The following is a 15,324-nucleotide window of genomic DNA, read 5'->3' as shown; positions in this document are numbered from 1 at the left end:
ACTTTCTGGGGCCATTTTATTGTTATTCTACGCTCTTTACTTTTTTCGTTTCTATAAATTAAAAGTGATAAGTTGCACCAGCAAAAACTTGCGTATCCGCACCATCAACATCAAACTCGTGGCCCGAAACACCCACAACGAGTTCTAAATTCTCAATCTTGTTGTAACTGAGCGTTACGCCATAGTCGTTGTAAGCGTCATCACCATCGTCGTCAATACCAAAATGCCCAAAAAGACTGAAGTCTTGATTGATTTCATGCTGCAAATTAAGTTCGATATAAGTTGTACCTAAATCGACATCACGATGTAAATTGATGGTCGCAATATTGAAGCTTGCACCCACTTTGAATTCTGTAGAGCTATCGGTATCACCAGTATATTGATAATTCGTGAAAGAGAAATCCAGACTCAATTCATTATTAAGAGCCAAAACATAACCAGCATAAACATCAATTTCTAAACCGTCATCGCCACCACCAAAATCATACTGCGAGGCCCAAGCACCGGCGTATAGACCTGCAGTGTTCTCATAGTTGACTGCACCTTGAATTGCAAAATTACCGTCATTTAAATCGAAACCGCGCCATAGGTAATGGCTGAATGCACTTGCACTAAAGCTAACATCGTGTTCCGACTCATTTGCAAAGGTCTCTGCGGAGCTGAATGCACACACGACAACTAAAGGTGTGATTAATTTTTTTGAAATCATGTTTTGTATAAGCCTATATTAATAAAAAGGATACAGCGACGTTTAAACTACTCATCGGTAATTTCTCTGGATTATCCTTGTTTTTTCACTAATGTATATTTTTAAAACGCATCACATATTAAAAAAGCACGTGTTGAAAAAGTTACATGCTTAAAAAGTATGTGTTAATAAAAACCTATTGGTAAAGTAATTGTTGATAAAAAATGGACTTGAGCAATTTTTAGGAAGCTGGTGAACGAGTATTGTTTTAAATTCACGCTCGGCAACAGCATCAGCAGAAAATGCCTAGTCATAATTATTTTAAAAAAATGTAACGCTTTTGTTCGCTGTTTCGTCTTTATTATTAACGAGTCACAATTATTAGCATATGAACGAATATACAGGCTTTAGCCAAAATATAGAAAACAGCATATTAAAATTGGCTCAAGAAGGAGACAGGCTTGCCATGGAAAAGATTTATAACATGTACGCTTCCTCTTGCTTTTGTCTGGTTAATCGCATTATTGCAAATCAGACACAGGCTCAAGATATCGTGCACGTTGTTTTCGTGAAGGTATTAAATAATATTCAAAGTTTTAACTTTAAGGGCTCTTTTGCTGGATGGTTACGACAAATGACGGTTAATGAGTCAATTTCCTATATTCGACAACATGCGAAGTACTCAGCAGATATAGAGCTTCCTGAAGAGTTTGTGTCGAGTAATGTTTCTCAGTTTGATAGCAAGTGGTGGGAAAACTGCCATGATTTATCTAATTTGACTGAACAATTGACCGAAGAAGCGAGAGCAGTTTTGTTCTTACATGAAATCGAGGGGTATTCGCATAAGGAAATAGCGGCATTTTTTGATAAGTCTGAAAGTTTTTCGAAGCAGTCATTAGCAAGAACACTGCACTACCTTCAGAGAATAAACCAAGAAAAAGAGGTTTAGCATGCACCTTAGCGACCAACAATTGCAAGACATTGAAATCGATAGAAAAGATGCGCCGAACAATATGAAAAATAAGGCTAGCTTTATTGCGAAATTAGTAGAGTCAGAAAAAGCTGAGTTGCATTTAGCAGAATGCTTGGTTTGCCAAGAACGATTATCAAATTTGTCTCATTTCCGCCAAAAACTCTTTGACGATACTCACTGCGTACATCCAAAGCTTAATTGGTCTGCAATCGAAAATGAGCTTGATGTGAAAAGTACACGAACACAGCTGAGAGTGCTCAAGACAAAAATAAAGCATATTCAACTAACTTTCGTAGCCTTAGCAGCTACATTTCTTATTGTATTGTTTTACCCAAACTTGCATAAGCAAATGCATAGCCAAGAGGAGCAACAATTGAGAGCTCTAATAGAGGAAAATTATGCTTTGCAACAGGAGTTTACTTCAATAAAGCAAGCAAGTTTGAAGCAATTGATTTTGCTTAAATCAACTCAAATTAGTCTGCAAAAAATTGATCAAGAAATTCAACTTTCTTATTTGGATGATTTGACGATAGAAGAAAAAATTAACTTATGGAACGAGCGAAAGCATTTATTAATGAAATCACTCGAGGAAGATTCACAGCCGGCGTTGATCATAATTTAAGGCTGATAGGGAACTAATTTAATGAGGTGCGACATGATATATAAACAACTAATAAAAGCTAAATCACTTAATTTGCTTGCAGTATTAGTGTTGTTTTCGAGTGTTAGTAACGCGACGCAAACAACACCAGAATCAGAAGCGTTGATAGAAGAGTTAGTTAAACAAATTAGCTCAACAATGATTGCAGTTGTCGACGCTGAAAAGAAAGCAGGTAAAGACGTTAACGATTTACACATCACTTTAGATATTCCAGGTAAGCATTCACCTAACCTTGGTTTGATACTAAATGTAGATGACAAGAAGGGGTTTCGAGTACTTAATGTCACTCCGGGCAGTTTGGCGGAATCGTTAGAAATAAGGCAAGGAGATCTCATTGCAGCAATCAACGGAGTATCACCGGATTCAAGTGATAAGAAAGTTGTCTTTGCTGAGTTGGAGAATACCTTACCTGGCGACACCATAATATTTGATGTTTACAGAAACGGCGTAACCAAAAGGATAGAGGCTCTGGTTGAGGGGCAATACACACCTGCAATCAAACTTGAGATAGGTGAAAGTTCTGCAAAAAATGAACAGGAAAGTAGTGTAGAGGAACAAGAGGCTTCTGCATCTAATAAAATAGAGGATAACGAAACGCTGTCAGAGAGTTCAGTTTGCGGTGTGATATCAACATTTTTTAAGCCACCTGAAACGAGAAACTTATATTCCGTTTTTATTAGTCAGATTGGAGAAAGAAAAATTTTGAGTAGTAATACAAGCTATAAACTACCTCCTGGAAAACATGTTATTCGCGTACATGAAGCAATAGATGACCCATTTTTTAAACGATATACTCGTTCGACAGTGCACAGAGGTCAATTTTTAGATTTTGAAATTGAAGTGAAAGAAAATACCACTTATTACTTAGCTGCTGAGTTTAATCGAAATGCTAGGTTTAAGGAGAGGACCGGTGACTATTGGAAACCAGTAGTGTGGAGAGTGCGCGAAGATAGGCCTTGTGAACTATAAACTTCACTGCTGCCATGAGTCATCAGCTTTCCAAGTAGCGACCCATTCCGGTATGTCCGAAGCCGGCATGGGACGCGCAATACCATAGCCTTGAGCTAAATCGCAGCCCAATTTCAATAAAGCTGCTCCATGTTCTATAGTTTCAACACCCTCGGCAATTACTTCTCGTTTAAATGACTTGGCTAAGGCTATTACACCTTCCACTATAGCTAAGTCGTCAGAATCAATTAGCATGTCACGCACAAAGCTTTGGTCAATCTTTATTAAATTAGCAGGTAGACGTCTCAAATACGTTAAAGATGAATAACCTGTACCAAAGTCATCTAGCGCAAACTTAACACCTAAGGCCATGCAACTGTTCATTATGCTTGAAACATGAGTTACGTCATCTAAGGCCGATGTTTCTAGTACTTCTAACTCTAAGAAACGAGGGTCTACGTCAGGATGTGTATTCAACAATTTGGTTAATCGTTGTGTAAAGTCAGGAAGTTGTAATTGCACTGCAGCAATATTAACGCTAGTACTGACAGGAAGGTTTACTCCCACTTGTTGCCATTGGCCAATCTGAGACAGAGCCGTGTCTATAACCCACTCACCAATATCGATACTCAAAGGGCTATTTTCGATGATGGGTAAGAATTCAATTGGATTTAACAAACCACGTTGAGGGTGTTGCCAACGGATAAGAGCTTCAACGCCTATTACTGTTCCTGTTCGCATATTCACTTTAGGTTGGTAGTGGAGCACGAATTGCTGTTTATCCAGCGCTTTGCGAATATCATCTTGGCTCTCTCGCTGTACTTTAATTGCGTCGTCATGAGCAGTATCGAAGAAGTGATAACAGTTCTTGCCCGACTCTTTGGCGACATACATTGCTTGATCAGCATGGCGCATAAGAAGGTCGGCGTCGACATTATCTTCAGGGTAGAATGTGACACCAATACTAGCCGAAACATGCAATACCTTGTTATCAACAGTAACTGGCTGTGAAGCAGCTTGCAGTAGTCTTTCTAACACTGGTTTGCATGATGCAACATTGCTTAACTCTGTTAATACAGCAACGAACTCATCACCTCCAATTCGAGCCAAACTATCACCTTCACGCAGGGCTTTTTTCATTCTATGAGAGAGCTCAATAAGAAGTTGGTCTCCAACATTATGACCATGGACATCATTTACTTGCTTGAACCCATCCAAATCAAGGAAAACGACAGCTAATGATTGCTGGTTTCTACTGCATTGCAACATCGCTTGAGAAAGCCTGTCAGCTAAAAGGACGCGATTTGGTAAATTTGTCAAAATGTCATAATGAGCAATGTGTTCTAATTGCTTCTGATGCTCTTTTATCGAGGTAATATCAGTGCATAAAGTGACAAAGTGCTGCACAACTCCTTCTCTGTTATCCACCGCGCTGATTGTCATCATCAAGGGATAGGTTTCTCCATTTTTGCGGCGGCTCCAAAACTCACCATCCCAATATCCTTGAGCTTGAATTGTTTTCCCTATGTTCGTGTAGAATTCAGGAGGGTGTTGAGCTGAATACAACATTTCGGTGTGCTGTCCAATTAACTCTTCTGCGGAATAACCGCTTATATGAATAAAAGCATCGTTCACTTCGGTGATTTTGGTAGTTGCATCAGTAATCATGATTCCTTCATGAGCATGGGTGAATACACTTGCAGAGCGTTGTAGTTTTTCCTCTATTTGCTTTCGTTCTGTTATATCGTGAATTACACCAAGTAGGTAATAATTACCCTCGGCATCTTCGAATCGATTTTTCTTTGTGAGCACACGTCTAATCGGCATACCGCTCGCAGAAAGGGTTTCTTCAATTGTAATTTCTTTCCCTGACTCTAGTACTTCTCTATCTATAGAAAAAAAGCCTTCCATTTCGCTAGCCGGGAAACTTTCAGCAAGCGTGGATCCGATCGTTGCTTCTCTCTTAACATTAAAAAACTTGCAGAAGGCGTCATTTACGAGGACGAACTTAAAATCTTCATCTTTGACGAATATTGGATAGCCTGTATTTCTAAAGATAGCGCGAAGAAACATCTCATTATCAGGATCGAATTCTTCATTACTATTGTTCGGCCTTGCGCCTTTATGTTCTTCAGACGTCATTGCACATTTCCTAGTGAGGCAATTTATGCAAGTTAGGAATGTGTATAACATCCCGAGCAGAAACTGCTGTGAAACATGATATAAACTCTAACTCTGTAGGTTTGAATTTGTTCTCGCGGTTGTTTTTTCTGTCTTACTTAGAACACTACAAGTAAATCAATTTTTTTGCAATTTAATCGGATTGACACAATAAGTGGCTAACTCGGTGTGATTCAGCTTTTACTACCTAAAAACCGTTTCACCGCAAATTAAACACTAGCCAACGAAACTTACTGTGTGTTTGTTAGCATTTTTGATACAAATATTTTACATCATGTAAAAAACTTGTGAGCACTAAATTGAAATTAACTAAGCTTAGCCTTGTTGTATTGATAAGTACCCTGACAATAACAGCGTGTGGCGGCGGTGGTTCAGAGACTCCGGTGCCAGAGGTTCCTAGTACACCGCCAGCACCACCCCAAGAGCAACCAGAAGATCCCAAGACTGATCTCTCAAACATCCAAGCTTTATATGACAACACTACTGAATTGGAAGCGCCTAGCCGCTTCGTTCGTTCAGGTGGCGTTCTGGTAACAAGAATAGGTGATAGAGGCCGCGATAGGCATGCAAAGGACATCACTATTCAAGATCACTACGATCATTATCTTGCGCACTATTGGCAGTACCGAACGGCTCGTATTCAATTAGAAGATTATGTCCCATTGGGTCAAAGCCTCGTGCGAGCAACATTTATTACTGAAGCAGAACTAGGAGCGCGTGAGTTTCGTGTCTGGTTCTGGGGGCGAAATGCGACAGGTCAATTTCACTTTAATCCGCAAAAGGAAGAAGAAAAAGTAAACCCGAATGAAACTGGCGTAGTTTTTGTTGATAAAGGCACTTTTAATGACGACTTTGAGAAAGTAAGCGACCAAGGTATTCAGCATAGATACACCTTAGATATTGTCAATCAATGGCAAAATGGAGGCCAATTTCAGCCTGCGTTGCAGGAGGGAACTAATATGGAGTTTGAAGTCAGTCAGTTTTTGTTATCACCTCCTGCAGGTTCACGCCTTAACTATTATGGAACATCATTTGTCTATGTCATTGGAGAATTAGGCCTTGCGCCTTTTGAGTGGCAGCGCGGCGTGGAAAATCAGGGCGGCTCTAACGATGGCACGCCAATACCAGAACAAGGCCTTTTAGGTGGCAAGACGACTCTAGGCTATAACTACAGTGAAGAGCCGGCTGGCAGGTTCATGCAAATGGCGACTAATTTAAGCGCCAAAAATGCCCAAGCATTCGTTGAAGGCCGACGTGTTCATCACACAAACTTTGAAGATGGACGTCATGATGAAAGAAATGAAAACCCAATATGGCAAGAACAAGTAGGAAAAGCGGGAAATCGATACATCAACCATTCATGTGCCGCTTGTCATGTTAGAAACGGTAAAGCTTTAGTTAAAGATGTTGGTGACTCCTTGGATACTTGGGTGTTTTTAGTCGGTGATGAAGAAGGTAATCCGCATCCGCAACTGGGACGCGTTTTGCAAAGTGAGCAAACTGGAGCGGGTACTCACGAAGGTTCAGTCTCGCTTGGGCCTTGGACAGAGCTTGCTTCCGGCTTGCGCTCACCAAATTATGAGTTTTCAGGTATCACCCCAAGTCAGTTCTCAGCCCGTATTGCACCGCAACTAGTCGGTTTGGGTTTATTAGAGGCTGTGCCAGAAGACACAATCATAGAATGGGTTGATGAAAACGACGAAAACGATGATGGTATATCAGGCAGAGCTTCAGTTGTAATCGACCCTGTAACGGATGAAGAAAGATTAGGCCGTTTTGGTTACAAAGCATCTTCATTCAGTGTAAAACATCAAAGTGCGATAGCCTTGAATACAGACATTGGTGTAATGACCACTATGTTGCCAAGTCCTGATTGCGGTTCACAACAAACCGAATGTGGTGATTCAGGGGCAGAACTTAGTGATGTTGAACTAGATAAATTGGTGAAGTACCTGAGTTTATTAGGTGTCGGCGCAAGACGTGACTACGACAATAAAGTTGGTGAGAATTTATTTACCGATGCTGGCTGCGCACAATGCCATCGCCCAAGTATGACAACCAGTGAATTTCATCCTTTGGCAGAGTTACGCAATCAAACAATATTTCCTTATACAGATATGTTGTTACATGACATGGGCCCAGACTTAGCGGATAACTTGGCTCAAGGTTCTGCGTCAGGAGCTGAATGGAGAACAACTGCATTGTGGGGTTTAGGACATGCGCGAAGTGTTATGCTCGGTGACAGTAAAGCGAACGATACCATTTCGTTGTCAGGCAATGTGAATGACGTTAACCGTATAGGCTATCTTCACGATGGTAGGGCTCGAACTATAAACGAAGCTATTTTGTGGCATGGTGGTGAAGCAGAGGCAGCCAAAAACGAATATGTGAGCATGTCACAGACCGAAAAGGACGCTTTATTAGCCTTCTTAAATAGCTTATAAACAGCGTCCGGACGTTGTTAAAATTCAGTTTTTACATCTATCTATTTTAAACTGAAAAATAGAAGCCCAAGATTCTCTAGCTACTTCAGTATGGACGCTTCCAACTGCGGTTTAAGCAACTCAGCTATCATGGGTTGCGCTTCTGCAGTTGGATGAATGCCATCGTTCTGCATTAATTCCTTGTTTAATGCAATTTCTTCTAGAAAGAAAGGAATAAGCTTTAATTCATACTTAGTCGCCACATCTTGAAAAACTTGCATAAATAACTCCATATACCGGCGCCCATAGTTGGTGGGTATCTGCATTTCCTGAAGCATCACTTCAACGTTGTTTTTCTGAGCTAATTGAACCATTTGCTCAATATTAGCTCTTATTTTCTTTGGGTTGTGACCTTGTAATGCGTCATTTCCACCCAATTCAATAAGAAGGTGAGTGGGTTTATGCAAATCTAATAAACGCGGAAGTCGGGACAATCCACCATCGGTTGTGTCTCCGCTGATAGCCGCATTTACGACGGTGATGGCTTTGTTTTCGCGTTCCCATGCATTTTGTAACAAATAAACCCAACCTTGTTGTTGTGTTAGACCATAAGCGGCGCTTAAGCTATCACCAAGTACTAATAACTTGTACTCTTGTAATTTATGCTGATCTGAATGGCTATAAAAAGGGAATAAAAGGCATAATATTAATCCCACTTGCATAATTTTTACGGACTTTGAAAAAGAAAACACTATGACTACAGCTCCTGCAATGATTGAGACGAAAAGCGTTATAAAGAAAGTAAATACGAGCGAAGGTGAATTACAGATCCTTCATCCTATCAGCTTTACGGTAAAACCTGGTGAATCGGTTGCTATTATAGGCGCATCAGGTTCAGGTAAGTCAACTCTTCTTGGTTTGTTAGCGGGTTTAGATGAAGTTTCAGGTGGACACATCATGTTGGATGGAGAGCCACTACATGCTATGGACGAAGAGCAAAGGGCGCGTTTGCGCGGTGAAAAAGTAGGCTTTATCTTTCAGAGTTTTATGTTAGTTCAGAGTTTGACTGCTTTGGAAAACATAATGCTGCCAGCAGAAATTGCTGGTTTATCTGATCCAAAAAAACGTGCTCAAAAAATATTGGAACAAGTGGGTTTGGAGCACAGAGCGAATCACTTCCCTAATCAGTTATCAGGTGGAGAACAGCAGCGCGTAGCTATTGCAAGAGCATTCATTACCAATCCAAAAATATTGTTTGCTGATGAACCAACGGGAAACCTCGACTCAACAAATTCCACAAAAGTAGAAAACCTTCTGTTTGATTTAAACAAAGAATCGAACACAACCTTGGTGCTCGTCACTCACGACAATGAACTTGCACAGCGCTGCGAACGTCAATTGAGCATGCACGCGGGTGAGTTGACGGAACAAACAAAAACGCTAAAAGTTGTTTCTGGAGAATAGAATGTCAACTGTATTTCAATTAGCGTGGCGTTTATTCAAACACGAAGCAAAACGTGGCGAACTTACTATTATTGTTTTAGCTATCGTGTTATCGGTAGGCTCGGTGCTGTCACTATCTCTTTTCAGTGAACGATTGCAAGGTGCGCTAACTGAGCGCTCAGCAGAGTTTATCGCAGCCGATAGACAATTGCGTTCAAGAGCCGTGGTTGATGAGGAATGGATATTAAAAGCCGCTGACTTCAACCTCAATACGGCTTATCAAGTTAGCACTCGCTCGATGGTGTTTGGTGAGGAAGAACTAGCCTTATCGGATTTACGAGCCGTGGATGGCAACTATCCCTTGAAGGGCCAGATTAAGGTTGCTTCACAAGCATTTGGTGTTGCCGAAGCGACTGATGAGTCACCGCTGAAAGGTGAAGCTTGGTTAGATTCACGCCTCTTCCAACTGTTAGAAATTGAGTTGGGCGATAGCATTGATATCGGTGATGCCCGCCTCAAAGTGAGCAAAGTACTCAGTGAAATACCCGATGCTGGCTTTAGCGTTTTTAATACAGACCCGATTGTTTTGATGTCTGCAGAAGATTTACAACAAACTAACATCACAGGCCCTGGCTCTCGTGTGAGTTACAAGTATTACTTTACCGGCGAAACGACTGATTTAGATGATTACTATGATTGGCTGCGCCCTCAGTTGAATCGAGAGCTGCACCGCTGGACTTCAATTGAAGATGATGAATCTGCCATTGGGCGCTCGATTGCCCGTGCAGAACAATTCTTTTTACTGGCTAGCTTATTAGCGATTGTGCTTGCAGCAGTTTCTATTGCGGTTGCAGCACAACGATATAGTCAAAGGCATTTCGACCCTGTTGCTATTATGAAAACCCTAGGAGCAGGGAAGTCTATAGTGCAACGCATATACCTGCTACAAATTTGTTTCATTACTTTTTTAGGAATTTTGCTAGGAGTTATTGCCGGCTTCGTTCTTCAACAGGGCGTTGTAATGTTACTTGCGGATGTTGTTGAGGTGTCACTCGATGTGTGGCATTGGCGTCCACTAGCAATTGCGATATTTACTGGGATTGTATGTGCACTTCTCTTCTCGCTATACCCTTTATTGCAACTGTTTTCAGTGCCACCATTACGTGTATTAAGAAAAGATATCAGTACTACCTTATCGTCTAAGGCATTGCAATTTGCGACCTCTGGGATTGCCGTGTTTTTACTCATGTGGGTGTATAGCCAGGATTTAAAAATTAGCGCGATTCTATTTGTTTCGGGCATTATTCTCGTTGCTCTGTTGCTGGGCGTTACGCATGTTTTAATTATCATGGGGCGTAAACTAGGTAGCGGCAGTATGGGAGCGTGGACCCTTGCTTGGGCTCGTATTCGTCGCAGGGCGATGGGTAACAGCGTGCAACTCATTAGCTTTGCTATCACTATCATGCTCTTGCTGGTGGTGTTAGTAATGCGCAACGACATGGTGGCTCAATGGCGTGATCAATTGCCTGAAGGAACGCCAAATTACTTCGTATCAAATGTCACCGAAAGTCAACGTGCTGGTCTAGAAGAACAGTTTGCCAAAAACGACATAAGCACTGGTGGATTTTATCCTGTAGCTAGAGGTCGATTTGTCGCGATCAATGATGAGAAAATTCGAACAGAAGTGAGTAAAGAAGATGAAAAGGTTGCAGACGAGGGAAGGCAAGGCTTAGGTCGAGAAGCCAACTTGACTTGGAGCACTACCTTGCAAAACGGCAACAAGATCATTGATGGTGAATGGCTGGATGAATGGCAGGAAGGAGAGGCACTTCCACTTTCCATTGAGTCCGAAGTTGCATCGCGTTTGGGCATTAAGTTGGGCGATGAACTTACGTTTAACATCGGCAGTGAAGTGGTGAAAGCAACCGTTACAAGTCTCCGAGAAGTAAACTGGCAAACCATGCAGCCAAACTTTTTCTTTGTGTTACACCCTAAAGCTGTAGAAAACTTTTCAGCTACTTACATTACGAGCTTCACTTTGGATGAGTCGCGCAAAGCTGAAATAACCAAACTAATGGCGCCTTTTGCCAGTGTCACCTTGTTCGATATTGATGCCCGAATAAATCAAGTGAGAGATATAATCGACCAAGTCTCAATGGCTGTAGAGTTCATCTTGATATTGGTGCTTATTGCAGGTGGATTGGTCTTAATTGCACAAGTTCAGGCTAGCATGGATGAACGTTTACAAGAATTAGCGATACTGCGAACACTCGGTGCGAAGGGATGGACAATACGCTTTAGCGTAATCAACGAGTTTATTATTGTTGGGCTTGTTGCTGGATTAATGGCGGCCATTGCCAACGAGTTTAGTTTGTATATGTTACAGACCAATGTATTTAACATGGAAGCAGGCTTGCACTTCGAGTACTGGCTAATCGCCCCACTTGCTGGCGCTTTGACTGTAGGTATATTGGGCGCACTCGGCTGCTGGCGATTACTCAGTTTAAACACAAGTGAATTACTTAGAAAGATGGTTTAAGCGCTAATTCAACAAGAACTGATGGTTCAAGTAATGATGGCTCAAGCACTTATGTTATATAGTGCTTGGGTTTTGTCCTGGTGCTTAAATAACTATCGGCTCAAATGTTGAAGTGCCCGGCCACTAGGCACCTAGGCACTAAGCACCTAGGCACAAAGCTCCTAGGCACAAAGCTCCTAGCCTCCTAACATGTTACTTAGGACGAGAACGAGTAAACACTTCGCCTAAGCTTGCATATTGACTTGCACCAAGACGAGCAAGCGGATTCACTTTTAGCGCATCTACTTGGATACGGTTGTTGCTCTGATCGATAACTTTGTCATCAATGTAGATTTCTATAATTTCTACAAAAACTATCTGTTGTGGGGCTTTGCCCATTTGCTGAGTACTATGCACCTTGCACAAGTAAGCGATAGGGCAGTCTGCTATGCGTTTTAATGGCCAATTCTCATGTTTTATCAGTTTTATTTGGTTGGCTTCAACTTCACTTTCCGCATAGTTTAAGGTAGCCGCCGTCGCCGTGACTAGATCCGATTGCTGGACGTGTGCGATGTGTATCACACAAAAGGCGTCTTCAACTAAATTTGTCACTGTATCTTTGCTACTTCCATCGGGCTTTTTTCCCATTGACAGCATACACAATGGAGGATCGCTACAAACAGCATTAAAATAGGAAAACGGCGCAAGATTGAGTGAGCTATCGTCGTTTGTAGATAACACCCATGCAATGGGACGTGGTATTACCGTTTGTGTCATCAAGTGATAAACAGCCGTACTCGACATACCAGATAATTCAATATTCACTTTTCTATCCTTTTTGTAACAAATTGTTGTTTTACATCGATATTTCGATTCTAAGTGTATACTATGTAATGCAATAGGAGCCAGCAAATTAACTCGGAAATCTTGTAAAGAGAACTGAGAACACGCATAGAAAAAGGACTGCTACATGGAATTAGTTATAAGTCAGGTAAGTAAAAGTTATGCGAATGTCGTCGCAATAAATAACTTATCGTTTTCAGTAAGCCAAGGTGAAATTTTTGCCTTACTAGGGCCGAATGGCGCGGGGAAGTCCTCTATTATTCGAATGATTACAGGGTTCACCAAACCCGATTCTGGCAAAATTAACCTAGAAATAGATGGACAAGTGTATGATGCGATTCCATCCCATCAGCTTGGTTATTTGCCTGAAGATCGCGGCTTATATCCAGAAAAGTCTCTTCTCAAAAATATATTGTACTTCGCACAACTCAATGGCATGCACAAAGATTCTGCGCTAATTGAGGCAGATAAATGGTTAGAAAGCTTTGATTTGCTTGAACGTAAGAATGATCAACTAAAGTCGTTGTCGAAAGGCAATCAACAAAAAGTTCAGTTGATCACTGCCGTCATTCATAACCCGAGTTGGGTAATATTAGACGAGCCTTTCTCTGGTCTTGACCCAGTGAATCAGGAAAAAGTTGTCGACTTTTTATCAGAACTAACAGCTAAAGGTATGACGGTTATTTTAAGTGCACACCAAATGGCGATGGTTGAAAAACTGGCAAAACGCATTTTGCTCATGAACAAAGGCGAGGCTGTATTTTACGGTAACTTAGCTGATTTTCAGGAGCAAGAAGCAGGTCAAACGAAGGTTAGGGTAACATTTTCCGCCGATATTGATGAAAATCTTGCTACATCTATATTAGAAACATTCGACTATCAATGGTTAAACGAACGCAAACTTGAGATAGCACTTAATGTAGATCGTAGCCTAAATGACTTATTGGCTGATTTGCCTAAATTGGGCGAAGTGCTAAAGGTGCAAAGTGAACAGTTGGACTTGCATCAACTTTACTTGCAAGCAATTACTAAGCATGGAGTGCCTGCGCATGAATAATAATCATCAATCCCAGCAAAATAAAATGCGTCAACTTCGCTTGGTCACAACATGGGAGTTCATGCAGTTCTTTAAATGGAAGCAAGAGATTATTTCTAAGCTCATTATGGTGGGGATTGCTGCGATGGTGCTTATTTGGCAAAACGTCAAAGACGATAGTGAGCCAAGTTATCAGATAGCAATCATGGCTTCTAATTCGGAATATGCGTTGCCAGAAAATATCGGGCAATTTGTTTTTATACCCAGCACTGACTCGCTGGAGTCCCTCACGGGGCAGCTAAATGAGGATTCAGTTTATGATGCAGTTTTGCTGCAAGAAGTTGACATAAATGGCCAACGTAAAATAAGCATTTTTAGCCATGAAAAACTAGCCTGGCTAAACACACTTCAACAAACGCTTTCTAAGCACTACTCAATTACATTTGCTGAAAAACTAGGATTGAAAGAGCAACAACTCACAGTGTTAACTACGCCAGCTACTTTTCAACTTAAGTACATGGATGAGAGCATTAGAACAGACGACGGGGTTAGTTCTACAAGTGCTATCGCTATGATCATACTACTAACGATAGGTGTGTTTGCAGCGTTTGGTCAGCTCTTTGCCAGCGTGACAGGTGAAAAAAAGCAGCGAGTGACGGAGCAACTTTACTCCTGTGTGAGCGCGCAAACATGGATTGATGGTAAAATTTTAGGGCAGATTTTACATGGACTAAAAGCCATGACCAACAGCGCGATCACCGGTTTGCTTAGTTATGCCTTTTTCAGTGTCGTCATTAATAACCAAAGCCTTAGTCTCGCATTTATTAATTGGTCGCTACTTCCTTGGTTATTTGTCTTTGCATTAGCAGGCTTGTATTTATGTACCGCGTTTATGGCAGCCATTGCAGCCGCCATTGACGATCCTAACCACAGTGCGAAGACCAGTTTAATGCTGCTACCTTTAGTTCCCATGATTTTAACGTTTTTGAGCATGGACAGTCCTTCGGGCTGGGCTTTGAGCTTTTTGAGTTATTTCCCACTTACCGCATTTGCGGCTATGCCTGTAAGGATGTCTTTAACAGAAGTACCTATTTGGCAGCCACTCATTTCATTAGGTTTAATGCTTATCTTATGTTTTTGGGTGCGAGGAACCGCTGGAAGATTGTTTAAAATGGGCATGATCATGTATGGTAAGGAGCCCACGTTGAAGGATATGTTACGTTGGACAATAAAATCAGGCTAAGACTTGTACCACGCAGCTAACGCGATAAGAATGAGGAAGGGAAATGCACATAGATAAAGCTAAAAAACGAATTGCCAAGCAAGTAAAAAAGGGCGACAAAGGCTACCCTCGAATCACTCTAGAATACTTCGGAGAAAAGGAAGATTGCGCCAGTTCAGTGCTTGTTAGCTTCATTTTAGAAGAGGGCGCAGAGGTTCAAGAGCAACGCTTAGCAAGCCAGTCAGATGCAAGGGACGACGAAACCATTCAAACGACGTTAGTTAAAATTATTGAAAGAGCGGATGCTAAAACGGTAATTGAAGTTCCAGATGTGAGTGTCATTAGTTAATTACTGAAACTAGAGGCTCTAAAGGGAAGTAATAAACAA

Annotated in this window: 13 protein-coding genes; 9 read left to right on the top strand and 4 right to left on the bottom strand. The window is 41.3% G+C overall.

Translation table 11 applies throughout. The features are described from left to right. Positions 1–58: 58 nt before the first annotated feature. Positions 59–709 carry a TorF family putative porin gene (locus tag ACKLNX_RS17155; RefSeq protein ID WP_412973248.1) on the bottom strand — a complete coding sequence of 217 codons (651 nt, stop codon included), beginning with the start codon at positions 707–709 and terminating at the stop codon, positions 59–61. A 445-nt stretch (positions 710–1,154) separates the two neighbouring features. Between ACKLNX_RS17155 and ACKLNX_RS17150 the strand changes: the two genes are divergently transcribed. Genes ACKLNX_RS17150 through ACKLNX_RS17140 form a run of 3 tightly spaced genes read left to right on the top strand, consistent with a single transcriptional unit; the run spans position 1,155 to position 3,291 of the window. Next, on the top strand, positions 1,155–1,637 hold the full coding sequence (locus tag ACKLNX_RS17150; RefSeq protein WP_412973247.1) for an RNA polymerase sigma factor: 483 nt from the start codon (positions 1,155–1,157) through the stop codon (positions 1,635–1,637). 1 nt (position 1,638) lies between these two features. After that, positions 1,639–2,283, top strand: coding sequence for a hypothetical protein (locus ACKLNX_RS17145; protein ID WP_412973246.1), 645 nt, complete (start codon positions 1,639–1,641; stop codon positions 2,281–2,283). Between the two features lie 33 nt (positions 2,284–2,316). Then, positions 2,317–3,291, top strand: a complete 975-nt coding sequence (locus tag ACKLNX_RS17140; protein ID WP_412973245.1) for a hypothetical protein — start codon at positions 2,317–2,319, stop codon at positions 3,289–3,291. Between the two features lie 3 nt (positions 3,292–3,294). On the opposite strand, the gene ACKLNX_RS17135 is transcribed toward ACKLNX_RS17140, so the two are convergent. Next, positions 3,295–5,412: an EAL domain-containing protein gene (locus tag ACKLNX_RS17135; protein WP_412973244.1), complete on the bottom strand. Its 2,118-nt coding sequence runs from the start codon at positions 5,410–5,412 to the stop codon at positions 3,295–3,297. Positions 5,413–5,750: 338 nt separating this feature from the next. Here ACKLNX_RS17135 and ACKLNX_RS17130 point away from each other — a divergent pair, with 338 nt between their 5' ends. Beyond that, the gene (locus ACKLNX_RS17130; protein ID WP_412973243.1) at positions 5,751–7,895 is read left to right on the top strand and encodes a di-heme oxidoredictase family protein; all 2,145 of its coding nucleotides are present in this window, start codon (positions 5,751–5,753) and stop codon (positions 7,893–7,895) included. Positions 7,896–7,975: 80 nt separating this feature from the next. Here ACKLNX_RS17130 and ACKLNX_RS17125 read toward each other — a convergent pair whose 3' ends face one another. Continuing rightward, positions 7,976–8,596, bottom strand: coding sequence for an arylesterase (locus ACKLNX_RS17125; protein ID WP_412973354.1), 621 nt, complete (start codon positions 8,594–8,596; stop codon positions 7,976–7,978). Between the two features lie 49 nt (positions 8,597–8,645). Here ACKLNX_RS17125 and ACKLNX_RS17120 point away from each other — a divergent pair, with 49 nt between their 5' ends. Continuing rightward, complete coding sequence (locus ACKLNX_RS17120) at positions 8,646–9,338, top strand: ABC transporter ATP-binding protein (protein WP_412973353.1); 693 nt, start codon at positions 8,646–8,648, stop codon at positions 9,336–9,338. Between the two features lies 1 nt (position 9,339). Beyond that, positions 9,340–11,856, top strand: coding sequence for an ABC transporter permease (locus ACKLNX_RS17115; RefSeq protein WP_412973242.1), 2,517 nt, complete (start codon positions 9,340–9,342; stop codon positions 11,854–11,856). Between the two features lie 192 nt (positions 11,857–12,048). Here the strand turns inward: ACKLNX_RS17115 and ACKLNX_RS17110 are convergent, their stop codons facing one another. Next, positions 12,049–12,660 carry a flavin reductase family protein gene (locus tag ACKLNX_RS17110; protein ID WP_412973241.1) on the bottom strand — a complete coding sequence of 204 codons (612 nt, stop codon included), beginning with the start codon at positions 12,658–12,660 and terminating at the stop codon, positions 12,049–12,051. Between the two features lie 145 nt (positions 12,661–12,805). On the opposite strand from ACKLNX_RS17110, the gene ACKLNX_RS17105 reads away from it, so the two are divergent. The 3 genes from ACKLNX_RS17105 to ACKLNX_RS17095 are packed head-to-tail and all read left to right on the top strand — an operon-like array spanning position 12,806 to position 15,285. Continuing rightward, positions 12,806–13,735 (top strand): ABC transporter ATP-binding protein, encoded by a 930-nt coding sequence (locus ACKLNX_RS17105; protein WP_412973240.1) that lies wholly within the window; start codon positions 12,806–12,808, stop codon positions 13,733–13,735. Then, positions 13,728–14,957, top strand: coding sequence for an ABC transporter permease (locus ACKLNX_RS17100; RefSeq protein ID WP_412973239.1), 1,230 nt, complete (start codon positions 13,728–13,730; stop codon positions 14,955–14,957). The genes ACKLNX_RS17105 and ACKLNX_RS17100 overlap by 8 nt, the downstream gene beginning before the upstream one ends. 43 nt (positions 14,958–15,000) lie before the next feature. Continuing rightward, positions 15,001–15,285, top strand: a complete 285-nt coding sequence (locus tag ACKLNX_RS17095; protein ID WP_412973238.1) for a hypothetical protein — start codon at positions 15,001–15,003, stop codon at positions 15,283–15,285. The last annotated feature ends 39 nt before the right edge of the window (positions 15,286–15,324 follow it).

The organism is Glaciecola sp. MF2-115 (genome assembly GCF_047250385.1).
Lineage (GTDB): Bacteria > Pseudomonadota > Gammaproteobacteria > Enterobacterales > Alteromonadaceae > Glaciecola.
Note: the sequence above shows the minus strand (reverse complement) of the source record. Positions and strands in the feature narration are given on the sequence as shown.

Excerpts from the sequence above, each read along its gene's own strand:
- ACKLNX_RS17155 (WP_412973248.1), bottom strand. The coding sequence starts at position 709 with ATGATTTCAAAAAAATTAATCACACCTTTAGTTGTCGTGTGTGCATTC.
- ACKLNX_RS17150 (WP_412973247.1), top strand. The coding sequence starts at position 1,155 with ATGGAAAAGATTTATAACATGTACGCTTCCTCTTGCTTTTGTCTGGTT.
- ACKLNX_RS17145 (WP_412973246.1), top strand. The coding sequence starts at position 1,639 with ATGCACCTTAGCGACCAACAATTGCAAGACATTGAAATCGATAGAAAA.
- ACKLNX_RS17140 (WP_412973245.1), top strand. The coding sequence starts at position 2,317 with ATGATATATAAACAACTAATAAAAGCTAAATCACTTAATTTGCTTGCA.
- ACKLNX_RS17135 (WP_412973244.1), bottom strand. The coding sequence starts at position 5,412 with ATGACGTCTGAAGAACATAAAGGCGCAAGGCCGAACAATAGTAATGAA.
- ACKLNX_RS17125 (WP_412973354.1), bottom strand. The coding sequence starts at position 8,596 with ATGCAAGTGGGATTAATATTATGCCTTTTATTCCCTTTTTATAGCCAT.
- ACKLNX_RS17120 (WP_412973353.1), top strand. The coding sequence starts at position 8,646 with ATGATTGAGACGAAAAGCGTTATAAAGAAAGTAAATACGAGCGAAGGT.
- ACKLNX_RS17115 (WP_412973242.1), top strand. The coding sequence starts at position 9,340 with ATGTCAACTGTATTTCAATTAGCGTGGCGTTTATTCAAACACGAAGCA.
- ACKLNX_RS17105 (WP_412973240.1), top strand. The coding sequence starts at position 12,806 with ATGGAATTAGTTATAAGTCAGGTAAGTAAAAGTTATGCGAATGTCGTC.
- ACKLNX_RS17100 (WP_412973239.1), top strand. The coding sequence starts at position 13,728 with ATGAATAATAATCATCAATCCCAGCAAAATAAAATGCGTCAACTTCGC.
- ACKLNX_RS17095 (WP_412973238.1), top strand. The coding sequence starts at position 15,001 with ATGCACATAGATAAAGCTAAAAAACGAATTGCCAAGCAAGTAAAAAAG.